Genomic DNA, 22,088 nt, shown 5'->3' on the forward strand with positions numbered 1-22,088 from the left:
TTTCGAAGATCATTTGGTTGTTTTAAACACACCCAGACGGTTCAGTACGACCAGTAAGCGATAAAAATCGTAACTGCTTGGCAGTTTCGCATCCACAATCGAGCTTGTCGGATTAACTGCAACAGCGGCAGCCATCGCTTCCTTCGCCCAGGCCGGTACAGGCATAGCCTGACGCGCCTCCAGTTCAGCTACCCGCTGATCCACTTTTTTAATATAAGCGCTCTGTTCATTCAACGTCTGCTTGAGCACATCTTTGCTGTTTTCAAGGGCAGCGACCTGCTGCTGCAGGGCCTTAAATGCCGCTTTTTCCTCTGCTGTCATTGGCTCATCCCCCTCTTCTCCTGCAAATGCTTGGCGTAGCTCGGCCTCTGTTCCGGCGTATACATTCAGGTCAACCGGCCCTTGAATTCCATCAACCCGTCCACTATCGCTGTATTGCCAAAAGTCCCAGCGCTTCCATGCCGTGGTGTCGCCGGGCACCCGTGTACTATAACGCGCAATCCACAGCTTATAACTACCCAATGGGGCTTTGAAATGGGCAGCAAAAGCATTCCCTGTATATACCATCGGCTTACGGCCGCTTACCCGTTCAAATTCTGTTAAAAATGCCAACGCAACCTCATGAATCGCGGCCGAGCTAAGCCCTCCCGGATTATTTTCGTAATCCATCACCGCTGGTAAGTCCAGCGCTTTCGCACCCCCCATCTGATCCAGCACCTCGGCGAAATGCCTGGCTTCCGCTTTTGCTGCGTTTACACTAGTTGCATCTACAAAATGGTAAGCTCCCAGGAGAATCCCGGCTGCCTTGATCCCTTTTGCATTCGTGATAAATGTCGGATCGACGTAACGCTGTCCTTGACTCGCTTTAATAAAGGCAAACGATTTACCATCGGCTCGTACACGTTTCCAATCAATCGTTCCCTGATATCGGGACACGTCAATGCCTTCGGCAGCGTTAGGGCTGCGATTCTGCATAAGGCGTTCCCTCCTTATCATTCATAATGTTGTAGCTCACTCTGTCTCTGTTATCCATATGCTTGGACCATCCATACGGTCTGGGCTTTTCCACTTTTATACCGAAAAAAGGGCAAAAAGGTAGTCTGCCTATTTTGGTAGTGGCTACTGGTGGCACTTTATGAAGCTTTATTTTCTTTGTCGGAAGGGTCGGTTGGCTTTATTTTTTCTCCACTCGACTTAGACTCAAAAATAGCTACCGCATTCCGCAAAATATCCGGCATCGGCACTCCCATTCTGCCCACATTTTCAATAATGGACAACAACTCGTTCGCTAAATAAAAGAAAACGACGGCATCCCGGAAGTAATGTGCATCCCCGAGAATACCGTCGATTAGATGAGCTACCGTAATGAGCAAAAACACGGTAACCTTGCGAAAAATACCGTAATACCCCTGGCGGCTTTTTAGCTCCCCATTAATCCAGGCCGCTGCCCATCCGGTGAAAAAGTCGATCACGACCATCCACCACAGCAACGTCAACATTGTGGTCCACCCCCCAAAAAAATAACCGATCAAGGTCCCCGTGGATAGCCCCAGCCAAATCTGATCGATCTTTTCATGCATATTTGTTCCCCCTTTTGAACCAAGGTGTAAAATGAATGCCCTTGGACTGATTCAAGGGCATTTAAAAACACGCTCTGCGCGGGCGTGTTTGTTATACTTGTTCAGTTTTGGCTAAATCCAAATTTGTCTTAACCATGTCTTGCAGCACTACTGGCACATCTTCAATCGAACGACGACCAGATAAAATAAGTTGTACGAAAGTTGCAGCGAATGCTTTTTTGATTTTATTGTCCACCGTATTACCACCTTTGGTTATTATGCTAAAGCAAATAGTACTATTCTTAGAATTCTACTTAAACATCGGTCTGTTGTGACATAACGAACTGAATCAGCCCTGCAATTGTCTCTTTGTTATCCAGATCAGCTTGTTTTAATATCTCAATTTCTTCTTGGAGCTTTTCCTCCACAGACGGCCTAGGATTCGGTGCTGGAATTCTTTCGAAATCACCTGTATCCGGATGGAATTTACTCCCTAATACTTCGTATCCATTAACTTCAATTACTTTATCACCTGCTGGCGCTTCAATACTCTGCGATACTGCGAATATTACGCAATCATTATTATACTGAGCAAAATATTTCATATAACATCCCCACCTTAATTAAATTCTATGACTTCAAAACTTGCAAAAATATAATAATCTCCGCCTCTTTCATGAGTGAATTTGACTTGCGTTGGGCTTATAATGCTGGCCATATGGCTATCATCATCTCCGTAAGTTGTTAAGTTCAACATTGCTTTTCCGACATTGACAGGTGCAATATTTACAATACCGTCAGGCACATTACTGGAAATACTAAATCTTTGTATGCTTTTCACAGAACCAGTCTCCTTTACACTATTAATAAGTTGTCTTAATTCATCACCTATTGCCTTTACCGCACTGGGAGTAGCTGCCTGATCTGTAGCTGTACTTCCGGTAGATGTATTAAGTTGCACAATCCCCCTAGCCTGTGTGGATGCAGAAGGCAAATCTGATGCTGGGTGACTATGCTGCTTGGGAGCAGCGTACTGATCTGTATACTTCTTGGCATTCCCCTCTGTTGCACTCCATACCGCTTGCTTGGCTGCCGTAACATGGATCTCTGTATTGCTGGCATGGTTGTCTAACGCTTCCTTAGAAGCAACACCGTTTCCAGCCGGGTCCTTTTTGATATTTTCAACCTGTGCGGCCAATTCCAGATCGTTAGCATAAAGGGTATCAATCGGTCCATTCAGGACGTCCGCATGTCCTTGGTCGGTAGTAACAAATCTGCGTGGTTGTTGTATGCTCATATTTTGTATCCTCCTTAATAGATGTCATCAATTTCGAAAACAAACTCCATATCACTATCCTTGACCTTGTTACTCATCGTACGAACAGCCGTCAGCTTACCTGCTGAATCTACTAAAGCCAGCTCATTAATCGTTTCTCCCGCCAATTCATTTTCTGCCAGTGAGCAGGTATATCGAATTGTTGCAGGAGCAATAAATTCAAAGCTCGTAATATCCTTTTGAACCAGTTCCTTTTTCAACACCTGTTCTGTTCCATCCAAAGGCAGTGGTTTCCCTGCTTGATCCACACCTCCGCTACCAAATGCCATTTTTACTACTTTACTTAGCGTTCCTCCCTCAGCGCGGGCACGAGCCATTTGTTCCCTTGCATATGCAGTCGTGACTGTCAAAACTTGTTCTGCCATACTTACCATCCTTTCTATCTTAAAAATAAAAGTTATATTTGTTTAGATTGAAATGACTTTCTCGGTTGAGCTTAACATCTGACTACCGTCCAGCTTCATACTTCCATCTAACTTCCAATAATGGTCTCGAATTTTCATTCTGCCTTCCTGATGATGATCCACTCGATGCTTGATGACCATTTTTGAACGGTTCAAATAGCGCATAGGTTCCTCTGTCCACCCGGACAAAGAAGCTATTCCGTTCAGTAACTCGACACCATCTAAATACCATGGCCTTCCACCCAAAAAGCGAACTCTCGAACGTAATCGAATACGAGAAACTATTTCATTTTCATGAAGAAATGTAAGCCTGGTTTTGTTATTCATATAAAAAGCAAGATGAGCAGGCTTAATATCCTCAATGATCTTTTTGAAATCAATCATATTTTCAGGGATGCGATTTTTAAAGCTTATACTGAACTTATATTCCGTCGGATGAAAGTCTACTTCCCCTTCCACATCAAAAGAGTTCATGATTTTCCGTATTAAATCCCCTGAAAATTTGCCGCTTCCACGAAGTTTTGACTCCACAACAGATCGCCGCTGTTCCAGCGGTTTTTCCAAATGGGTTTGGATACCCAACTCCATTTCCCAGCGTTCGAGCCCCCAAGTGGCAGTACGAACAAAAAACTGAGCTAACGTATCATCCAACGCGAGATATAGAGCATCTAGTTCGCTACCCTTTGCATCCATATCGACGTGCATAACACGAGATGCTTCGTAATAGGCAGGAAGATAGGAAAATAGCTCCGGTCCCCGCGAACTGAACATTCGATTACTAAAATCATCGGTTACATCTTGGATAACAGATTCTTTTTTTTCGTCAATATCCATCCACACTCACCATCCCCAGCTCTACCCCCTGACCGAATTGAATCGTTATAAAAGGATTGCTTTGTCTGTTCATTTTCAACTTGGAGAAACCCATTATAATCAGATCCATTCTTTCATACATGCTCGCTCCTCCTTTGAGTACAGGCATTTTTGCCCTCTGCTCTATACCGTTTTTTTACGAAAAATAGAGCTATACCATTTAACCGGTTCTCGCTGTGCACTGGAAACCTCCATAGATGACGATTCCTCTACGTTGTCCAATACCAGATCAGAACGATGGGATAAAATCATTTCCTTCACTTGTTTACGTTGTTTTTCATCTAAAGCGTAGCTTCCAATGATAGCTGCTATATTACCTTCTCCCCGATCATAGCGGGTAACACAAGCATAAGCACAAATACGCAATTGAGTCTCTGTTAAAGCAGTCATAGTTATGACTTCACCTCTTTTAAATAAGATTTTTGCAGTTAAACAGGAGTCGGTACTTGGTTATTTTCCTGTGTTACCAAGCATGAACTGACTCAGCACTACTTCGAGATCTGCAATACGCTGCTTCAATTGATCTGTCTCACTTGGCTGTTGCTCTGCTTTTTGTGTCAGTTCCTTAATCGCCTCGGCACTTAATCCTTCACTCCAGAACGTCGTTGGATCTCTTCGTTCTGGAGTCGCAAAAGCCGGAGCAGAATATATAGGTTCGTCTCCACGTTCGTTTTCCAGCTTGTTTTGCCATTCATCATGTAGCTTCTGAAATGAAGCTTGCGATTCCTTGCTGAGTTGCTCATACGCCCTCTGGGCTTCTAACAGTTTTTCACCATATTCTGTTTCTTGGGTTAGCCAGGATTGAATGTCAAAATGAGGCTGGTATAAGCCCGGTGGAACTGGAATACCAACGGTATAGCCAGCGATTTTTTTTTCCTTCATAGTCTGATCTCTGGTTTCTAAGGAAGCATAAAAAGGGACGACACCCACAAAGGCATCGTCCACAAGCTCGTCCTCTAGATAGAGACCGCTTATATTCACTTTAGGAACTGCTTTCATTTGGTCACTCCCCTTGTTTTGCACGGTATTTAAAATCTAGTATTAAATAAGAATTGTGTACTGCATTATCACACTGTATACTGCTCTCGCCTACATATATAGTTGAGGGATAAGGGACACTACCTTCAGCAGAAAGCGCCGCAACCTCCATTGGCCTTTCCGCTTCATAACCATCCGGTAATGTAAAAATCTGTGTTCCAAAAGCAGTAGCACCTCCGCGAATAAATCCCTGTACATGTACCCAGCCTTGAGAATCCTTACAGTAGCCTACTGGCCTACGAGTATTATCATAGTTAACCCACCCGTTGAGTAATGTAGGAGCTATCCATTTTAAGGTGATATCGTTCTCTACCCTCCCATTTTCAACGACCGACAAACGTGTACTATTCTGTTGAACACTATCTACCAAGTCAAGTAAAAGCGTTTTTTCATTGGCTGTATAAGTTCCGATAAATTTGACAACGGGTGAACGATCAAACATTAGGTAGGTAGTATTGTAAGACGACGATAAATTGAAATTGGCGGTCAAAGTATACACTTGCTCTTTGCCGAAGGTAGATTGGTATTGATCTGAAACTGTGGCAATTATCCATGACGAATCCTTTTTACCATCTCTATAAACGGCTAAGATTTTATTTACTCTATTTTTTAAAATACTCGGATCATCTGTACGACCGTTTATATAGTAAGCTCCATTTGTGTAAACTGCCTTTGATCGTTCACGTAGTATAATCCCCGTACCGACTTCGACCTGATTCCCTCCCTCAATAAAGGATAGCTGTCCCTCACTAACGATGGGTTCAACAGTAGGTGTCTTAAGCTGATACACGAGTTGTTGCGTTGTCCAAATTCCATATCTTGTGTATGTCAAGGAAGTTATCCCTGTTGTTGGTAATGTTGTAACGAAAAACGTTGCAGATGGCGTACCGTTGGCCACATAAATAGAATCTATTGGGCACCACGCCTTGCCTGCAGATTCGTTATTAAAAGGCTTGCTTACATCTCCTTGTCCCGCAAGATACATCTTCCAACCATTGAAATAAGCCTTAATCTCGTCCGATGTCGGTGTATAACTGTCCCCCCATCCGCTGTCTGTAAGCGAGACACCTATTTGAAAATTATCGTACGTGCCATTACTGCTCGATGATCCTATATTGTAACTGTCGGATTGACCAATTGCAGTTGCGTAATTCGACTCTTTAATAACCTTGCTGTTAAATTTGACGAATATCCCCGTACCGTCTATGGCTGGGGTAATTCCATTGTTTAGTGAACCTACCGTTTTATTACCGATTACCGATGTGTAAAACGCGTACTCCCGGTTGCCATCCAGCACTATGGCATTCCACTTCTTAGATTTGAAATACTGACCCTCTCTCTCAAATACCGTGTCAGCATTTTCGCCCGTAACAGGATCGGCATACAGGTCCGTTTGTAATGCCAGCATGGAGTCCTCACGTGATTTGAATGGTTTGGCAATGCTTCCGATGTTGAGCATCATTTCTGAAAAAACAAACGTACCAAAAACACCTGTATCCGCTCCAACTATAATACACAATCCAAATGTCCCAACAGGAGTTGTAAACGTCTGTGATAAAGTGTGCTCACCGTTAGCTACTGCGTATGGGCCAGTGTCTAAGGGTACCCCAACGTAATTCCCGTACGCATCTAGTGCACGGATATTGTAGTAACCACCTGCACCAATGACTCCCCCGATATTAGATACTGACACTTTCATGGATAAAGTGTAAGCTTTACTAGCTGCAGCCGGGAGGTTCCAGGCATACGAGCTATATCCTGCTGTACTCTTAGTGAGAGTGGCGACATATGGAGCGGTAATTTTTTTTGAACCTGTGGTCACACTGTTTTCAGCTTCGTAAATGCTAGGCAGCATATTCTCCCCATACCGAATCGCATAAGGATTACACACAGGCATTACACTGTTCACATATGGATATTCGGCAGCTACCTGTTCAGGTGACATACTTTTAATTGCTGTGGCCTCAGATGAACTCAGTTCGTAAACAGCCATTTCATCAAAGTAAGCATACTGCCCAACAGATCCGCGAGAAACAGCATAAGGAATAGGTGCTTTAGCGGCTTTTCTAGCATCATATACCGCATAACAAAAAGTAAATTCATTTGAATCCGTAGTACTCATATCCACCGCATATGCAATTTCGTCAGTCAATTGAATATATGCCCTAGCATCAGTACCTGAAAGATTCCCATTTTTAACATAACCACGGATCAAATAATACGGCGCCCCCTCTCCAAATTTAAGAGGCAAACCATAAGCTCCAGCTATACCAACTGGTGTTGTACTAACGGTAACCTCAAGAGCATTGTTACCTGTAAGTTTATTACTTGCGTTTAATTCCAGCTTTGCTGTGTTGTTTACAGCTGACCAACCTGTCAGACTTTCCATTCCTCCAGTGCGTCCCAACAAATTCACCAACGTACGCCCTTTCAGCCCCGTCAGTGAAAACGGCGATGCCTTTTCCGCATGAACAATCTGTACTCCGGGTTCCAAAGTTACCGCCTTACGCTCTGTCGTATCCAGACGTTTCTTGATCTCATTTACACCATCATTCACGTCACCTGCGAAATCGTCTACAGCGCGCCAATTTTGATCCAAATACTTCTCCAGGTCAAAATACGTGGTTTTGGGCGATGTGCGGTCAATTTGATTTAAGCCAAGATTTGGTGTCTTTTCGCTTGCCATGCTATGTGCCACCTCCTAAATATCTATCCTGGGTTGTATGTTCATTTTCATAGAGGGTCATAGACTCAACTTCAGCAATGGTCAGGTAGCGTAATTTGTACTCCACCGCCATATGGGCGGGCTTGATCTCCTCAATGGCTTCTTTAAGATCCTCCACGTTAGGCGGAATCCCGATGGTATCCATAAATTTGACGGTAAATCCCCATTCGGCGGGATGAAAGATAACATCTACAGTGCCTCCGTCATACGCCTCCGCTACATTTTTGACAAGCCGGCCGGAAAAAGTTCCTGCCCCTCGCAGCTTCGACTCCACCACCGCACGCCGTTGGTCCAATGGCTTCGTCAGATCGGTTTCAATCCCCAGCTCCATTTCCCAGCGTTCCAACCCCCACGTGGCGGTACGTACGAAAAACTGTCCCACCGTTGCATCCATTGCAAGATACAAAGCGTCCAATTCGCTTCCTTTAGCATCCATATCGGAACGCATTACACGTGAGGTTTCATAATAGGCAGGCAAATAGGAAAGCAGCTCGCGTCCCCGCTCGCTGCTCATTTGGCCCAATGTATCTCCCGCTATAGTTACCCGATTAACAAAATTGTCAATACGGTTTGCACGTTTTTCCTGCTCTGGATTGTTCAATAAATCTTCAAAACTGTTCGTTCCATTGTTACTCACTAACGCTCACCGTCCCCAGCACTGCCACCTGACCTGATCCAATCTCAATATTCTGATTGCTCTGTCCATTGATTTTCAGTTCAGAAAAATCAATAATGATCGGAATGTCCAGCAGCACAGCAGAAATCCGGGTATATCGTACCAACGGGTCTTCCTTGTAAAAAGCAAGCTGCTTCAAATACGTCCGCACACCGCTTTCGATCAGCTTTTTGATTTCATCCAGTGTGGACGGCTTCTCTTTGGTACGCTGTACCTTGACTGAGATGTTAATCTCCACTTCTGCCGCTGGCATGATCGTCACCACAGGGCCCGCTGGTGCCAGCCCTTCGCCTTGTCCATCCTGAGTCGGATCAATATACTTCTGCACCGCAGCCACGATATCCGGACTGGCCGCGCGTTTATCCGTGTCCAGCACATATAATCCTACGGTTCCCGGCCCTTTCCAGAGAGGAACTACTTCCACGCCACCCACTCCAGCAATCTCATTCGCCCACTGGGTATACTGCGCCTTGTTGCCACTGGTGCCCTGGTTCCGCACCTTGGCATAAAAACGCTCCAGCAACAGCTGGTCGCTCTCAACGTCTGTGCCACTTTTGGTTTCCTCCGTATTGATCACAGAGGCAACCCCGCTAACCGGGGTTGCCATCACTTGGATGACACCCGCAGGCACATTGCCGCTACGCCCGGGATTGACCGCCCGAATAGCCGCTTCCCCGGCACCTTGTTCATCCAGCGTGACCGATGCCGTGGTTGCATACTCAATAGAAGCTTCCCCGGATACATCATCTGCCGGAGTCGCCACCAACGTTCCCGCCGGGACGGTCGTTCCCGCTGTGCCCTTGAACGTGACCATACCTGAGGCAGCAACTGCTTCTCGCCGTGTCACCCCATGCTCTGCTGTCCGCAAATCCAGCTCCGGCGAACGAAAATCCGGGTTGTCGCTGGCTGCTGTGCTGGCAAAGCCCCGTCGCAGCAACTCCTGCGCCCAGATTGCCGCTTCGGATAGCATAAACGCTACCGGCGCCTGCGCATCCCAAATAAAAGAGCCCTCGGACTTATCCATGTCCGAAGGCACTTTTTCCAGCATCCGATTTAAAATTTCCTCTTCCGTCTGGTCTACCAAATATTCCGGCAAGTCTGCCATTAGATCACCACACTTTCCACAATTTCCGTTTCGTCTCGCACGTTCGTAATCTGGCAGCTAAAATGGCATGCCTCACCTTCCCAGCGAAACGTGAATTGATCCACACTAGCCGTACGTGCATCTGCTAATAACGCCTCCGTGACCATACGTTTAATTTCACTTTCCTGCACACCGTGCCCATAGCTGCTGCCAATCAGCTCCTCCAGCTCACTCCCATAGTCAGGCGAATAGATCACATGCCGGTAGCGAGGAGTGCGAATCGCTTTTTCACACCACTGTACCCACGCTTCCTTCTCACCTGTAGTCACGATTTTACGACTAGGGCTCATAACAAACTCACCGGCTTCAAAATCAAACCGCCAGCTTCGCCCAAATACTGCGCGATTATCCTCCAGTACATCCGGGTCGGTCATATCCGTGTCTGTCCAGATCATATCATCTGTTTCGGGAAATAAATTAGCCACGTCCACTCACCACCTTGCACACGACCACCACATCATTCCCGCTATTCACCCGAACCGCAAGCACACGATCTCCAGGCTTAAGGCCTTCGTTTAAACTGAGATTCACATCCTCCAGCTCATCCTCCCCGATATAAAAGGAAGTTTTCAGCTCTTTGCCTTCCCAATTCTCCGATTCCACTGCGGTGGAGGTACCTTTGTACATGTGACGTGGTACAGATAGCAGTCCCGGCAGCTCCGCGACCAGATAATCCTGAAGCTCATGTTTAAAATCGTCCAGCTTGAGTCCCGTGGAGGTGATCGTTCCTAGTACCGCGCCTACCCCACTCAGTGCTTGCTTGGTATGCTTATGAAAAGAAGATTGCAGCGCAGTAGCCAAATGCCCATAGGGGTCCTTATTCAAGGTAAAACCTCCTTTTTACATCGTCATACGTTCCGAGCTCCAGCGACATACTGCCGGGGTTACCTAATTCCCTGCTCACTGAAATGACCAACAACTTTATGGAGCCTAACATTACCGCGTCTCCTGCTCGGATCGTGTTCATATCCGGTGCATTTACCGATATCGTTTGTTGTATGCCTCTCAGCTTACTTTTGGCCAACTCACGTGCTGCTGCCCCAGACTTGACCTCGTCATCCTGCACGATCACCTGAAGTGTCCCATATTTGGCAATGTCCTTTTCCTCAAGCGCCATCACCTTGGATGGTACCTCATTGCCTGATTCACTGGCAGCCGTAGCCAGTACCTTCACTCTTGTGGCCGCACCTTCCAGCGTACGGGACTGTGTCGTATCAGTCACTCTCTCCAAAATATACACATCTTTGTTCGTTCCCAGCTCGTACAGCTCCAGCCCTGAAGAAATCATCCGTGGATGATACAGCTTCCCCCCCGCCTTTGCCGTTTCGCGCAGATCTCCCAGCATCATAGAATAAATGGACTGTGTGCGGTATACGGCGCGTCCCAGCGTTTTTTTCGTATCTGGCAATGAAGCGATTTTCAGCTTCCAGTCCCTAGCATACTTCTGAAAACGCTGAGTAGCCGTCTGCTTGGCAGGAAGTAAATATTCATCCTCGGACTTGTCCAAATACACCGTACGGTCATATAACGTCAGCGTCATACGTTTGAGCCCGTTGTTAGAGGTTTCTACTTCCCAGATCACTGCAGGGGACAACAAGGGGACATAATCCTTTTTGCCATAAGGAATCCCACTAACCCGGATCGACATCCCTGGAGAAATGGGCGGCATATCCGACGTAACGACCAGATTGACCGTTCCCTGATAGGCGATTTGCTCCAGTGAATCCCTCAAATTAATGTTCTCCACAAGCGGCGACAAATCATATTTATCCTGTAAAATGACTTTATAACTCATGACAGCACCAGCTTTTGCCCCGGTTTAATTGCATTCGGATTTTGTCCAATGACCTTTTTGTTAAGCTGATAAATACGACTCCATTGCGAACTGTCGCCCAACTCCAGCTTGGCAATTTTGGACAAGGAATCCCCGGACTTAACCGTATATGTTTTTTTCTTTTCTTTCATATCTGTGCGGGGCTTTTTGTTGACCACAGCCGCCTTACTTCCTGTGCCACCAGCTTTTTTGGCAACTTTCATATCACTCCAGGTCCGCAGTGACAGATCAAAATTCACATCCCCATACTCGCCGCCGCGAAAGATCGAATTATGAGATGCCACAATTACTGGCACATTCACGGCTGTCTCCGTAATAATAAAACGTAGCGGGTTCTTGGATAACAAAAAGCCATTCAACGTGTTCATGGCCTCCTGCGGATCAGGGATATCTTCGTATGTGCAATACGCTGGATTGTATTCTTTCGGAAAAAAAGAAGAGAAGGAGATTTCCTTCACCTTCTCCCCTTGTGGGAAGTCAAACTCCCCATAGGATAAAATCGTCGTTGTATCAAATCCCTTTTGCCGTGAGATCGTCACTTCCTCAGGATTCACCGGAAACTGAAATTTTTTCCCTTTACCATCTGTCAAACTAAATTCCATCTCTTTCCTCCTTCCCCGTTGCTACCATCTACTCCATTACATAGCTCCAGCGCCTGCTGGCTTGGTATTCTGCGTTGCACGCAGAATTTCAGCTTTGAGACGGTAGCCAATTTGCGTAATAAGCCCATCCACATCCAGCTTGTTCTCATGTACAGTGACCTGTACAGCCCCCGCAGGAAGATTGAATTGGTTGGTGGTTTCCGTTTTAAAATCCTTCAAAAAGCCAGACAGTGTTCCCATTTGTTCAGGACTGATCTGTACTACTTGAGGTGTCGGATTACCATTACCTTTGCCTTTAGCTTTGGCTCCATTGTTCGCATGAGCCGCAGTATTCAGTAGTGGGTTTGGATTGACTCCCTGGTTAACTATAGCCATCGGTCCGTAAGGATTAGGAACACCTTTTACGCCTGGTTGCGGAGGTACGTTTGCAACTGCACTAGCACTATAATTTATAGCCATAGGCGTTAAGGGCTCAAATGACTTACCTAAATTCGAATGAGGTGGGATTGCTGGTTTAGAGGTTGCTGGTTTAGGAGCTTCAGGAGGCTTAGCTGGCTCTTTCTTAGGTTCATCTTTTTTACCAAAAGAAAAGAAATCAGAAAAGCCTTTACCAAAATCTCCAGCCTTATCAGAAAGCCAGCCTGTAACCTGGGAAGCTTTTTCTCCAAGGAATTTACCAGCGGACTTCGCTTTGTCCATCATGGCTGGACCATAATCTGAGACTAATCCACCAATTTTCCCACCGACAAAGTCTCCCGCCATACCCCCAAGTGTAGAACCAACCACAGTACCAATACCCGGAAGCAAAAATGAACCGATAGCTCCGCCTAATGCAGAACCAGCAGTCCCACCAACTGTGGAACCGATAGCTTCTGCACGTTCTTTACCAGAGGTAGCCTTCGCGATGTTCACAATATCCATTCCATAGCTTAAAGGTCCCAATAGTTTTTTCGCTCCACCTTTTAGAAGGTTTTTGAATAGGCCTGATCCGGCTTCCTCAGCTGCACCAGCAGTGCTTGGGTTTATAATGCTAGAAGCGGCGCTAGAAACTGCATCTATAGCAGCACTGCCACCGCTTTTAATATTCCCAATTATTCCACCGCCGCCTTTAAAAACATCCATCACCCCTTCTAACATGTCTCCAGTGCCACCGAAACTTTCAAGAACTTCACCACCAGCCTTCCCCAATGCCGCCCTGTTTTCCCATATTTTTCTTGCACCATTAGCTAATTTTTGCCTTCTTGTAGTTCCTCCTGCTGATTTAACTTTATCCCACTCAGCTCTAAATACCCCTCTTTTTTCCTTTAATTCAGAAAATCCCTTCATTCCTTCGCCAAACTTTTTGACACCTCCGAGGGTGTCTTTGAGATTTTCAAAAAAACCTTTAGGCTCTTCTTCTTTTGTTTCACCACCGAGTTTCAGAGAGCCTAACTTAGTACTTAAATCCGCAATAGCGGCCGTATTGGCCTCTACAGCAGTAGTATTTGCTTTCAAAACCGTACTCAGGTTGTTATCAGACTTAACCGGACCTACTTTAGCAGTGCCGCTATTCACCTTCACATTTACATTCCCTGAGGCGTTAATAATCTGGGATTTGACCCGGTTAATCTTATTCAACAGATTATCCAAGCCTTTAGAAGCCATATCGTTCAGCACAATTTCCGGGGCCATGCGGGTGCGGCCGATTTTCAACACACGTCCTTGAATCCGCTCAAAATAACGTTCCATTGCACGTAATTCTCTGTTCGCCTTAATGACGTTTTTAGGATCGATCACAAGGTTCATGCGGTAATTTAATGCTTCTGCCATCTATCATGTTCACCTCCTTGTTTATGCTTTTGAAGCTGCTATGCTATCCATTTCCTGTTCGGCAAACGCCAGCAGCAGCATGCGCTCACCACGGGGAAGCCGCCAAAAGTCTCCGGGGCGGAGGTGGTGCCGGACCCACAAGTGGTACAGCATCGTCGTCATTCCCCCGGAGCTGATTAGTTTTTTAGATCAGCAATCTCAACACCAAAACCGGACAGTTCCAGCACCTTATCCCCTACTGCATCCAGTTCACCCGCCAGCAGCATACGGCGGACAGACTGTTCGCCACCGGACAGCTTCAAGCGGCTTGTAATCCGGGGATCGCCCCAACCGTTAAGGGACAGGCCCTTCACTTCCAGCTTTCCAGTAGCTTCCGAAATCAACAAGGCGTTGAACGTTTCAGTATCTACCTTCTCATCCACTGCACCTTTCACAGTCCGTCGAATCGTGCAGCGTTCACGAATGCTGTCCACCTTACTGGAGGTCAGGCCGTGCAGCACAATTTTCATGTCGAGGCGCTTGATGCGGACCGTTTCCTCAGGTAGTTTTTCAGCAGCTTCAAACAGGCTGTCCAAAATTTGTTCTTCTGTCATATTCTCATTCAAGCTCATAAGTCATTCTCCCTTATTGTTCATTTGTATTTGGGGAACGGAACGCTTGACAGCATCCCATCCCCCGTCTTCCAATTTAGTTTGCTACAATCGGATCAAGCAGCTCATAACCTTCAAAGGTGAAGGTCGTTTCTTCCTGTACTTCTTCTCCTGCTGTCCAGTTGGCCAGTTGGATTTTGTCAGCAGTGCAACGAATGAGACGAATACTTTCATGTCCGAAGGCTTCTGGATCATCCAATTTAGTAATAATCTCAAAACGGTTAAAACCGCGACGAATCATATCGGATGTGACCTTGTAGCCACTCATTGTTCCCGTTCCCTTTTTGATACCGCGCTTGTGCACCTTCCACTCATTGCCCACGAGATTCAGCTCGCGTTTTTCCATTTCCACGCTGGCTTCCAGCTTGTTGATATTCGTCTGCCACACCCCGTCCACATGCGCCTGACCATACGTACCTAAAATGACTCTTGAAGCATCCAACATTTCTTTTTCCTCCTCAAAATGATTCATAATATAGTTCGGGATTTCACAAAATCCTCGTTGTTAACAAGCTACACCATTTCTGCTGATTGCCTGCGAATTGCTTATACACGTAAAATGCTTATTTATTGCACGTAAAATGTGCCGAACAGTTGTTCCATCACGTCGGTGAGCTTCACGTTCCATTGCAGGAACACTTGATCCGGCTCCGGTTTGATAACTGGCGCATCTCCGTAGTAAGCTGGGTCGAGAATGACATCGTAGCCGTCTGCTTCGATGACGTTGCTCAGCGACAGCTGTGCCAGGTATTCTTTGATCGCACCGATAAGCGCCAGACGACCTTCCACCGTGTTGTTGATTTTGCCAATGTAAGTCTCTTCGGCTGCACGCTGCAAGTCAGCATTAATAGCATCCATGACACGGATGGAACGAATTTTCTTCCATGCATTGTTTTGTCCAGCAGCCGGGTTCACCAAGCTGTTGATGCCACGCAGCGCTTTGACCTGACGACCATCGAAGAACAATAGGAAGACACCATTACGGACTGCCTGCTCCTGCTCGGAACGTGTCCAGCGGCGGGTTACATCCTCAAAAGGCGTAACCGCATACGTCGCCGATTGATTCAGACGTTGGCCTGCAATCAGCCCGGCTACATAAGCAGCCGTTTGGGCGGAACTGTAGTCCGTACCTGCCAGACGTACGCCTGTACCGACGTTCACGATACCTTCATGGTTCAGCGCCAGGGAACGTGCAGAGGCCAAGCTGACGGCTGTTTTGGACACATCATCTGCCGCAGAACCGCCGAATACAGCGATTACGCCTTTACCTTCGTTGCGGACACGCTTGATCCAGGCAGCAAAGCTTTGCAGCAATGCCAGATCAGCTGCATAATCCAGAGCCAAGACATTAAATTCCTGTCCTTCAAGTGCCTCCTGCATCGCGATGTAATCGGCATTAACCAACTTGCTATTGCCGCTGTTGCCGCCAGTGAGGTGTACGCCGCTGACATCCACCGGAATGCCGCCGTCGCCAACAACCTCGGCCTTCACCCATACGTTTTCGCTGTTCTCGTTCATGGCCTTGGCAATAGAGGCTGCTGTACCGTCACTGCCTTTGTACGTGCCGAGCAGCTTGGTTCCTTCATAGAGGCGCACCTCACGAGCTTGCTCATCACCCAAAGTTGGCTGTACAGTTACAGCGAAACCATTACCGCGGCTACCTGTGTACAAAGCCTTCAGGCGCAGCACATCCGCCGGGGTCGCACCGCCGCTTTTCAGCGTCACAGATGCTTCAGCAGCTGTATCATCTGCCAAACGGTAGGCTAGCAGCTTTTTCGGACCGCCCAGCAAAGCCAGATACAGCGTCGAATACGCGGTCGCACCGTCCAGACTGTCACCGGAAAAGATTTGGCTGATTGCCGTTTCACTGCCGATCTCTACAAACTCACGTACAGGGCCCCAATTCGCCTTAACGGGTACAACGACCGTACCACGCGACCCACCTTGAATTGCTGAAGCTGCTGCTGCCTGAAAATTCATATACAAACCCGGCAATACCGGTTTATTCGTGTTTTCCCATGTTCCGCCTGCCATAATTAGTCCACCTTCGCTTTCATAAATTGTTCGATTTTAGTGTGTGCTTCTGCTACTGTAAACAGCTTGTCCTGTGTGCCAAAAAAGGCGCCTGCCAGCACTTCTTCTTTCACGGAAAACAATTGTTCTGCGTGCTCCTTTAGCTCCTCCAGCGTATAGCGGGGGCCGCTTGCTTCCTGCCCGGCATATACCGGGGCCTTCTCATGGTTTTCCAAGGTCACTCGGACCACCTCATTTCAAAATAGGATGAATTTCCACTCTGCGAATCAACGCCGCTTCCTCGGCTGGGCGCATTCGCCGCTGTACTAGCATCAGTCGAAGCTGACCGTCTAAAATGGCATCTGCCTGCAAATCAGCTGAAGCTTCAGCTGTAGACATATAACGGCCCTTGTCCTGATCAAGAGGAAGCTGGATTTGAGCGGCAAAGCCCTCGATCAGTGCGGAAGCTGCGCGGTTTTCTTCAGTGGTGTCTGGGGCGGTAATATGCCCGATGAACCGTTTGCGCAGCTCATACATGGAGGCTCCCGCCATCCTAGTTTCGCAGCCGCTCATCCGCCATAGTACCGCGTGCCGGCCCGGCTGTGCTGGCCATGCGTCGGCGTATACCGACCACGTTTCGCCCAGTTGCTTCCGCGTCCAGCGGACCAGCGCGGCCAGCCACTCTTCCGGCTGTGTAGCACCGTTTGCTGGAACGGCCGAACCACCTTCCGTCTCAGGCACATACACGCCAAAACGCAGCGTTCTATAGGCCTTGCCCGTAACAGTGTCCAGCTTTTCTGCATCCCGCACACCCAAATAGTGCGCGGTAAAAGCCGATGTATCCTCACCTGCACCTGTCACTGGTTCCCGGTGCAGCCCGGCAATCAGGGCATTCGCCCATACATCAGCCTGCGCCAGCCCGGCTTGTCCTGCGTACAGCTTGATGCGAACAACCTGCCGATAGCCGGCCCAGGAAGACTTCCAAATTTCCTCGCCCAGCGCCATAACAGCATACAGCTCCTCTGCCGTCTGCGACGGTGGCTGAACATCGTATACACGCCCTTGCAGCGCTGGAATAATTTCAATGAGCTTTTGCTTAAAGGCTTGTCTCATCCTGCGGCATGCCACCTTTGCGTCCCCTGCGTTCGCATGTTGTGGCTATTCAGCCAGGCTTTTTTCCACTTTCGCGTTCTCATCCGGCGCAGCCTCGTACTCATGCATTGCAGCATCCCTTGCTTAGGCAACACGACTCCTCCTTTCTGTACAACGAATTCCCGGGAACCGACAGAGACGATCACCGCATGAAAAAACCGGCCCTAATGGCCGGCTAACGTTTGACTGTGTGTGTCTTCGGTATGTCCTCTTGTCTTGATTCCCGATGATATAATCTTACACCCTAATAACGAATGCGTTGCCGGGGAAATGGACGATAAAAGCAGAGACTAGGGATGATGTTGGGAGGTTTTTAGAGAACATATGTTCCTATTATAAAAAAAGACCTTGATCCCTGTTATTACAGGAAATCAAGGCCTTTTAGGAAACCATTTTAAAATAGAAATGAGAACAAGTGGATAATTATTACATTAACCCAGTTTTCGATCCGCGCCCTTCTGCAAGCCTGCCAAATTTAAAACGCCTTGGTCCGCCAGTGCAAGTGCCATTTTGTAAAAAGCACGCGTACGAAGCTTCGTGTACGTATCCTTGCTGACCGGAGGGTCCAGTACGTAATTGTAAACCTTGTAATCAAACACATCGTCATCCTTTAAATAACGTTCACGGATGAGCAGCTGTTCGCGTTCATTCAAGCGACTCACTACGGCATCCACCATTTCGCAGTAGGCCAAGCGGGCGGCAGGAGCATCTACATTATATACGGCTGTCCGGGCCGTTGGATCGCTTGTCACATTCGTTGGGCCGTTCGGGCGATCCGTATAGCCAGCCGTAATAAAGCTCTCCCGATCCATAAAAGTAATCGTTTTATAAATTCGGTATTTCTCAAACACACCCTCCAATGCATTCTGCGTTTTGCGACGGTCCAATTCGGGTAAGTTATTTCTCATGTAAAGCAACACTCCTTATCTTATGCCTTTTGACAATGATGTATTTTTAAATGAGGATTTTGCACTTCGAAGCGACTGGAATCGAATTTTGCAAAATCCCGAAATAGAAAAACGCTCATGTTTACATTTTGTTCCCCTTTTGTTCGTATCTTGAGTATAACATAACATTATTTAGGATAGGTATCCATCGTCAAAAAAAGCAGTATAGCTCCAAAAACAGGATATTCACTTCATTTTCCTATGCCTTTTGGCATATTACGTGCTTTTACTATTTACCTAATGGTATAATAAAACTAATATCTATGATTCTCTTGCAGAAAGGAGCCCCCATTGTGGAACAGCCAGCATTCGGAACTTACTTAAAGCAGCAGCGTGAGCACAAACAATGGAGCATCAACCAGTTGGCAGATGCTGCAGGTATTAGCAATTCACAAATTTCCCGCATTGAAAATGGACTGCGCGGAATCCCCAAACCCTCCACTCTCCGCAAAATAGCGGACGCGCTTAGCGTATCCTATACCGAAATGATGAAGGCCGCCGGATATTGGGGAGACGATGATTCAATGGAGCAAAGTCCACATGAACTTTATCGTTCTACTGTGCCGGAATGGGCAACCTCCAAAGACCGCCGGGATTTTAAAAAAATGCTGGAGGAAGACGACGAATTAATGTTCGATGGCATTCCGCTGGATGAAAAAGACCGTCAACGGATCAAGGACGTGCTGACAGGTCTGTTCTGGGAAGCCAAGCAGATGAACAAACATAAAAAGCCCAAAGAGCCCCAAGCGGGCAAAGATCAGGGATAGTAGGTGAGCGTATGAACGAACTCATTCACAAACTTGTCCGAAAATACCGTACCAACTGCCCCTTCGATATTGCGAAAGCTTTGGGTATCCATATCCGATACTGCGATCTAGGCCCCACAACCAAAGGGCTGTATTACCACAAGCTGCGTAGAAGATTTATCGTTATCCACAATGGCCTCACACCCGAATGGGAACGGTTCGTCTGTGCGCATGAATTGGGACATGACCGACTGCATAAAGGCATTAGCCGCTTTTTTATGGAGGAGCACTCCTACTTTTCCCCAGGAAAATTTGAACAGCAGGCCAATCGGTTTGCCGTGCTTTTGCTGAGTGAGGGAAAACCGCCACTAGCTGACGAAACGTTGGATCACTATTTACCCCGGATCGGGCTGCCCAAAGAGACTGCCCTTTTTTTTGACCATAAATCAGAACATTAGTTCCTATTCTATAAGTTGCTGTTTATTACTTCCTCTACAATATAGGTAACTAGACGGTGGATTTAACAACCGATATCTCAAAAAATTTTAGTGCTTTGATATAAAATAGAAGTTATTTTTACAATCATCTGATAAAATGTGGTCGTAAGCGGTTTCTCTAATTCATTCATTTTATGGGAGGTTGAAGGAACAACATGAACTCATGGAAAAAACTCTCGTCGATCCTGACGACTGCCGCGCTTCTACTTGGTTGTCTCGGTACAGCAGCAGCAGACCCAGCAACCAATGTGGGAACAGCGGGAACGGCAACGGCTCCAGTCAGCGGTAAACACATCACCATCCTACATACGAACGATACCCATGCCCACGTGGTCGCGAACGACAAGGAAATGGGATTCGCCAAGCTGGCGGGTATCATTGATCAGTATCGGGCTTCCAATCCCAATACGCTGCTGCTAGATGACGGGGATACCGTTCATGGAACGACCTTCGCTACTTTGGTTAACGGCGAGAGCATTGTGAAAGTGATTAACAAGCTGCGTTATGATGCTATGGTTCCGGGTAACCACGAGTTTAATTATGGTTGGAAGCATCTTGTTGAGCTAAGTAAGGAGATTCAGTTCCCTGTGCTCAGCGCCAATATTAAACAAACAGACGGAACAAGTTTGTTCAAACCCTATGTTATTAAAGAAGTGGACGGCGTTAAAATCGGTATTATCGGTTTGACTACGCCAGAAACAGCATATAAGACTAATCCCAAAAATGTTGAGGGTATTCAATTCACCGACCCTGCGGCTGAGGCCAAAGCGGCTGTTGATGAAATCCGCAGCAAAGTAGATGTCGTTGTTGTTCTTGGTCACCTGGGGCAGGATGCGTCTAGTAAGGACACCAGCCTTAAGGTAGTTAAGGAAGTACCTGGCATTGATATTTTCATCGATGGACACAGCCATACCGTTCTGGAAAAAGGCTTGATTAGTGACAATGGTACATTGATCGCTAGCGCAGGTGAATACACCAAGTATCTGGGTGTTGTGGACTTATGGGTCGACGGCGGTAAGGTTACGCAAAAGCAAGCCAAGCTGATTGATTCGACTCAAGCAGTCGACGTTCAGCCCGACGCTGAGATTGCTGCATTGATCGCCTCCATTCAAAAGGACCAGGAACCTATTCTTAAAGAGGTTGTAACGCAAACGAGTGTGGATCTGGAAGGAGCACGCGAAAAGGTACGTGCAAGTGAAACCAATCTCGGTGACCTGCTCACCGATGCTATGCGTGATGTTTCAGGAGCAGACGTGGCTTTAACGAATGGTGGCGGCATCCGGGCTTCCATCAAGACGGGGACAGTAACCAAGGGAGACATCATCACTGTGCTGCCCTTCGGCAACCAGATCGTTACCCTGAAAGTGAAGGGCTCTGACATTCAGGCCGCACTGGAAAATGGTACAGCCTCCTATCCAGAGCCAAGCGGAGGTTTCCCACAGGTATCAGGTATCTCGTTCAAAATAGACACATCAGCAGCCAAAGGGAGCCGTGTTCATTCTATCCTGATCGGCGGAAAGACACTTGATCCTGAGGCAACATACACACTGGCCACCAATGATTTTACTGCCGTAGGTGGTGACCAATATACGATGTTCGCTAAATATCCACAGGCAGGGATGTTCGGCTCGCTTGACGAAGCGTTAATTCGCTACATGCAAAAGGTGGGCTCCGCTAGCCTGCAAGTACAAGCGGACGGTCGCATTCAAGAAGCCAAGGCTGATGGTAAAACTTCTGTCCCTGCCACACAAGCTGCGCCATCTGCTTCAACGGCAACACCCGCACCTGTGCAGGAAAAGCCGCAATCCGTCCCTACACCGGCTGCGAAACCAGCACCCGCAAAACCGGCACCGGCAAAGTCTCAAACAGCCAAGCCACAGCAGACATCCGCCTCTGCACAAGTTACAAATAGCCATGTATATGTTGTGAAATCCGGGGATACGCTGTATGACATTTCCCGCAAACATGGTACCACCTGGCAACAGCTTCAGCAGTTGAATAAGTTGAAGAATCCTCACCGCATTTATCCGGGACAAAAGTTAGACCTCCCGGCCTAATTCAATAGCTAGCAAAAACAGCGTCC

The 22,088-nt window shown here is 47.2% G+C and carries 27 protein-coding genes; 3 read left to right on the forward strand and 24 right to left on the reverse strand.

Translation table 11 applies throughout. The features are described from left to right. Window positions 1-9: 9 nt before the first annotated feature. The 24 genes from MKX59_RS21980 to MKX59_RS22095 form a co-directional block, all read right to left on the reverse strand. Window positions 10-975, reverse strand: a complete 966-nt coding sequence (locus tag MKX59_RS21980; protein WP_053324828.1) for a glycoside hydrolase family 25 protein — start codon at window positions 973-975, stop codon at window positions 10-12. Between the two features lie 158 nt (window positions 976-1,133). After that, a complete protein-coding gene (locus MKX59_RS21985; RefSeq protein ID WP_023987387.1) occupies window positions 1,134-1,580 on the reverse strand; it encodes a phage holin family protein in 447 nt (148 codons plus the stop codon). 91 nt (window positions 1,581-1,671) lie between these two features. Continuing rightward, on the reverse strand, window positions 1,672-1,815 hold the full coding sequence (locus tag MKX59_RS21990) for a CD1375 family protein (protein ID WP_155990489.1): 144 nt from the start codon (window positions 1,813-1,815) through the stop codon (window positions 1,672-1,674). A gap of 58 nt (window positions 1,816-1,873) precedes the next feature. Continuing rightward, window positions 1,874-2,164, reverse strand: a complete 291-nt coding sequence (locus tag MKX59_RS21995; RefSeq protein WP_028543137.1) for a hypothetical protein — start codon at window positions 2,162-2,164, stop codon at window positions 1,874-1,876. A gap of 14 nt (window positions 2,165-2,178) precedes the next feature. Continuing rightward, window positions 2,179-2,856: a phage tail protein gene (locus tag MKX59_RS22000; protein WP_231517277.1), complete on the reverse strand. Its 678-nt coding sequence runs from the start codon at window positions 2,854-2,856 to the stop codon at window positions 2,179-2,181. 14 nt (window positions 2,857-2,870) lie between these two features. Continuing rightward, window positions 2,871-3,260 (reverse strand): phage tail-collar fiber domain-containing protein, encoded by a 390-nt coding sequence (locus tag MKX59_RS22005; protein ID WP_028543138.1) that lies wholly within the window; start codon window positions 3,258-3,260, stop codon window positions 2,871-2,873. A 42-nt stretch (window positions 3,261-3,302) separates the two neighbouring features. Further along, on the reverse strand, window positions 3,303-4,070 hold the full coding sequence (locus MKX59_RS22010) for a putative phage tail protein (RefSeq protein ID WP_028543139.1): 768 nt from the start codon (window positions 4,068-4,070) through the stop codon (window positions 3,303-3,305). 52 nt (window positions 4,071-4,122) lie between these two features. After that, the gene (locus MKX59_RS22015; protein WP_256253340.1) at window positions 4,123-4,254 is read right to left on the reverse strand and encodes a hypothetical protein; all 132 of its coding nucleotides are present in this window, start codon (window positions 4,252-4,254) and stop codon (window positions 4,123-4,125) included. A 41-nt stretch (window positions 4,255-4,295) separates the two neighbouring features. Beyond that, window positions 4,296-4,562, reverse strand: coding sequence for a hypothetical protein (locus MKX59_RS22020; protein WP_028543140.1), 267 nt, complete (start codon window positions 4,560-4,562; stop codon window positions 4,296-4,298). 60 nt (window positions 4,563-4,622) lie between these two features. After that, complete coding sequence (locus tag MKX59_RS22025; protein WP_028543141.1) at window positions 4,623-5,171, reverse strand: hypothetical protein; 549 nt, start codon at window positions 5,169-5,171, stop codon at window positions 4,623-4,625. Window positions 5,172-5,175: 4 nt separating this feature from the next. Then, window positions 5,176-7,896, reverse strand: a complete 2,721-nt coding sequence (locus MKX59_RS22030) for a hypothetical protein (protein ID WP_076264409.1) — start codon at window positions 7,894-7,896, stop codon at window positions 5,176-5,178. A 1-nt stretch (window position 7,897) separates the two neighbouring features. Then, a complete protein-coding gene (locus MKX59_RS22035; protein WP_340858940.1) occupies window positions 7,898-8,572 on the reverse strand; it encodes a YmfQ family protein in 675 nt (224 codons plus the stop codon). Beyond that, on the reverse strand, window positions 8,565-9,716 hold the full coding sequence (locus MKX59_RS22040) for a baseplate J/gp47 family protein (RefSeq protein WP_053324822.1): 1,152 nt from the start codon (window positions 9,714-9,716) through the stop codon (window positions 8,565-8,567). The genes MKX59_RS22035 and MKX59_RS22040 overlap by 8 nt, the downstream gene beginning before the upstream one ends. Beyond that, window positions 9,716-10,180 carry a DUF2634 domain-containing protein gene (locus tag MKX59_RS22045; protein ID WP_028543145.1) on the reverse strand — a complete coding sequence of 155 codons (465 nt, stop codon included), beginning with the start codon at window positions 10,178-10,180 and terminating at the stop codon, window positions 9,716-9,718. Before MKX59_RS22045 ends, MKX59_RS22040 begins: the two co-directional genes overlap by 1 nt. Continuing rightward, on the reverse strand, window positions 10,173-10,580 hold the full coding sequence (locus tag MKX59_RS22050; RefSeq protein WP_014280222.1) for a hypothetical protein: 408 nt from the start codon (window positions 10,578-10,580) through the stop codon (window positions 10,173-10,175). The genes MKX59_RS22045 and MKX59_RS22050 overlap by 8 nt, the downstream gene beginning before the upstream one ends. Then, complete coding sequence (locus MKX59_RS22055) at window positions 10,573-11,550, reverse strand: XkdQ/YqbQ family protein (RefSeq protein WP_076264410.1); 978 nt, start codon at window positions 11,548-11,550, stop codon at window positions 10,573-10,575. The genes MKX59_RS22050 and MKX59_RS22055 overlap by 8 nt, the downstream gene beginning before the upstream one ends. After that, on the reverse strand, window positions 11,547-12,191 hold the full coding sequence (locus tag MKX59_RS22060) for a LysM peptidoglycan-binding domain-containing protein (RefSeq protein ID WP_076295027.1): 645 nt from the start codon (window positions 12,189-12,191) through the stop codon (window positions 11,547-11,549). Before MKX59_RS22060 ends, MKX59_RS22055 begins: the two co-directional genes overlap by 4 nt. A 36-nt stretch (window positions 12,192-12,227) precedes the next feature. Further along, entirely contained in the window at window positions 12,228-14,000 is a 1,773-nt protein-coding gene (locus tag MKX59_RS22065; RefSeq protein WP_340858941.1) for a hypothetical protein, read from the reverse strand. 176 nt (window positions 14,001-14,176) lie between these two features. Then, the gene (locus MKX59_RS22070; RefSeq protein WP_007429164.1) at window positions 14,177-14,611 is read right to left on the reverse strand and encodes a phage tail assembly chaperone; all 435 of its coding nucleotides are present in this window, start codon (window positions 14,609-14,611) and stop codon (window positions 14,177-14,179) included. Between the two features lie 76 nt (window positions 14,612-14,687). After that, on the reverse strand, window positions 14,688-15,095 hold the full coding sequence (locus tag MKX59_RS22075; RefSeq protein ID WP_013309122.1) for a phage tail tube protein: 408 nt from the start codon (window positions 15,093-15,095) through the stop codon (window positions 14,688-14,690). A 122-nt stretch (window positions 15,096-15,217) separates the two neighbouring features. Next, window positions 15,218-16,684, reverse strand: a complete 1,467-nt coding sequence (locus tag MKX59_RS22080; protein ID WP_023987375.1) for a phage tail sheath family protein — start codon at window positions 16,682-16,684, stop codon at window positions 15,218-15,220. 2 nt (window positions 16,685-16,686) lie between these two features. Further along, window positions 16,687-16,905, reverse strand: coding sequence for a hypothetical protein (locus MKX59_RS22085; protein WP_013309120.1), 219 nt, complete (start codon window positions 16,903-16,905; stop codon window positions 16,687-16,689). A 10-nt stretch (window positions 16,906-16,915) separates the two neighbouring features. Further along, a complete protein-coding gene (locus MKX59_RS22090) occupies window positions 16,916-17,776 on the reverse strand; it encodes a hypothetical protein (protein WP_339201601.1) in 861 nt (286 codons plus the stop codon). Between the two features lie 470 nt (window positions 17,777-18,246). After that, window positions 18,247-18,723 (reverse strand): ArpU family phage packaging/lysis transcriptional regulator, encoded by a 477-nt coding sequence (locus MKX59_RS22095; protein WP_013309118.1) that lies wholly within the window; start codon window positions 18,721-18,723, stop codon window positions 18,247-18,249. Window positions 18,724-19,055: 332 nt separating this feature from the next. On the opposite strand from MKX59_RS22095, the gene MKX59_RS22100 reads away from it, so the two are divergent. The 3 genes from MKX59_RS22100 (at window position 19,056) to MKX59_RS22110 (ending at window position 22,062) form a co-directional block, all read left to right on the forward strand. Beyond that, window positions 19,056-19,529: a helix-turn-helix domain-containing protein gene (locus MKX59_RS22100; RefSeq protein WP_339201599.1), complete on the forward strand. Its 474-nt coding sequence runs from the start codon at window positions 19,056-19,058 to the stop codon at window positions 19,527-19,529. A gap of 11 nt (window positions 19,530-19,540) precedes the next feature. Next, window positions 19,541-19,966 carry an ImmA/IrrE family metallo-endopeptidase gene (locus MKX59_RS22105; protein WP_076264415.1) on the forward strand — a complete coding sequence of 142 codons (426 nt, stop codon included), beginning with the start codon at window positions 19,541-19,543 and terminating at the stop codon, window positions 19,964-19,966. Between the two features lie 194 nt (window positions 19,967-20,160). After that, window positions 20,161-22,062: a 5'-nucleotidase C-terminal domain-containing protein gene (locus tag MKX59_RS22110; protein ID WP_339201597.1), complete on the forward strand. Its 1,902-nt coding sequence runs from the start codon at window positions 20,161-20,163 to the stop codon at window positions 22,060-22,062. Window positions 22,063-22,088 lie beyond the last annotated feature (26 nt).

The sequence above is a fragment of the Paenibacillus sp. FSL R7-0340 genome (assembly GCF_038002205.1).
Classification (GTDB): Bacteria; Bacillota; Bacilli; order Paenibacillales; family Paenibacillaceae; genus Paenibacillus; species Paenibacillus polymyxa_B.

What these genes read in the sequence shown, in the direction of transcription:
- MKX59_RS22030 (WP_076264409.1), bottom strand. Translation starts at nt 7,896, where the DNA reads ATGGCAAGCGAAAAGACACCAAATCTTGGCTTAAATCAAATTGACCGC.
- MKX59_RS22015 (WP_256253340.1), bottom strand. Translation starts at nt 4,254, where the DNA reads ATGTATGAAAGAATGGATCTGATTATAATGGGTTTCTCCAAGTTGAAA.
- MKX59_RS21985 (WP_023987387.1), bottom strand. Translation starts at nt 1,580, where the DNA reads ATGCATGAAAAGATCGATCAGATTTGGCTGGGGCTATCCACGGGGACC.
- MKX59_RS22060 (WP_076295027.1), bottom strand. Translation starts at nt 12,191, where the DNA reads ATGGAATTTAGTTTGACAGATGGTAAAGGGAAAAAATTTCAGTTTCCG.
- MKX59_RS22090 (WP_339201601.1), bottom strand. Translation starts at nt 17,776, where the DNA reads ATGAGACAAGCCTTTAAGCAAAAGCTCATTGAAATTATTCCAGCGCTG.
- MKX59_RS22065 (WP_340858941.1), bottom strand. Translation starts at nt 14,000, where the DNA reads ATGGCAGAAGCATTAAATTACCGCATGAACCTTGTGATCGATCCTAAA.
- MKX59_RS22020 (WP_028543140.1), bottom strand. Translation starts at nt 4,562, where the DNA reads ATGACTGCTTTAACAGAGACTCAATTGCGTATTTGTGCTTATGCTTGT.
- MKX59_RS22010 (WP_028543139.1), bottom strand. Translation starts at nt 4,070, where the DNA reads ATGTTCAGTTCGCGGGGACCGGAGCTATTTTCCTATCTTCCTGCCTAT.
- MKX59_RS22095 (WP_013309118.1), bottom strand. Translation starts at nt 18,723, where the DNA reads ATGAGAAATAACTTACCCGAATTGGACCGTCGCAAAACGCAGAATGCA.
- MKX59_RS21980 (WP_053324828.1), bottom strand. Translation starts at nt 975, where the DNA reads ATGCAGAATCGCAGCCCTAACGCTGCCGAAGGCATTGACGTGTCCCGA.
- MKX59_RS22040 (WP_053324822.1), bottom strand. Translation starts at nt 9,716, where the DNA reads ATGGCAGACTTGCCGGAATATTTGGTAGACCAGACGGAAGAGGAAATT.
- MKX59_RS22055 (WP_076264410.1), bottom strand. Translation starts at nt 11,550, where the DNA reads ATGAGTTATAAAGTCATTTTACAGGATAAATATGATTTGTCGCCGCTT.
- MKX59_RS22005 (WP_028543138.1), bottom strand. Translation starts at nt 3,260, where the DNA reads ATGGCAGAACAAGTTTTGACAGTCACGACTGCATATGCAAGGGAACAA.
- MKX59_RS22105 (WP_076264415.1), top strand. Translation starts at nt 19,541, where the DNA reads ATGAACGAACTCATTCACAAACTTGTCCGAAAATACCGTACCAACTGC.
- MKX59_RS22075 (WP_013309122.1), bottom strand. Translation starts at nt 15,095, where the DNA reads ATGTTGGATGCTTCAAGAGTCATTTTAGGTACGTATGGTCAGGCGCAT.
- MKX59_RS22025 (WP_028543141.1), bottom strand. Translation starts at nt 5,171, where the DNA reads ATGAAAGCAGTTCCTAAAGTGAATATAAGCGGTCTCTATCTAGAGGAC.
- MKX59_RS22000 (WP_231517277.1), bottom strand. Translation starts at nt 2,856, where the DNA reads ATGAGCATACAACAACCACGCAGATTTGTTACTACCGACCAAGGACAT.
- MKX59_RS21995 (WP_028543137.1), bottom strand. Translation starts at nt 2,164, where the DNA reads ATGAAATATTTTGCTCAGTATAATAATGATTGCGTAATATTCGCAGTA.
- MKX59_RS22070 (WP_007429164.1), bottom strand. Translation starts at nt 14,611, where the DNA reads ATGAGCTTGAATGAGAATATGACAGAAGAACAAATTTTGGACAGCCTG.
- MKX59_RS22080 (WP_023987375.1), bottom strand. Translation starts at nt 16,684, where the DNA reads ATGGCAGGCGGAACATGGGAAAACACGAATAAACCGGTATTGCCGGGT.
- MKX59_RS22110 (WP_339201597.1), top strand. Translation starts at nt 20,161, where the DNA reads ATGAACTCATGGAAAAAACTCTCGTCGATCCTGACGACTGCCGCGCTT.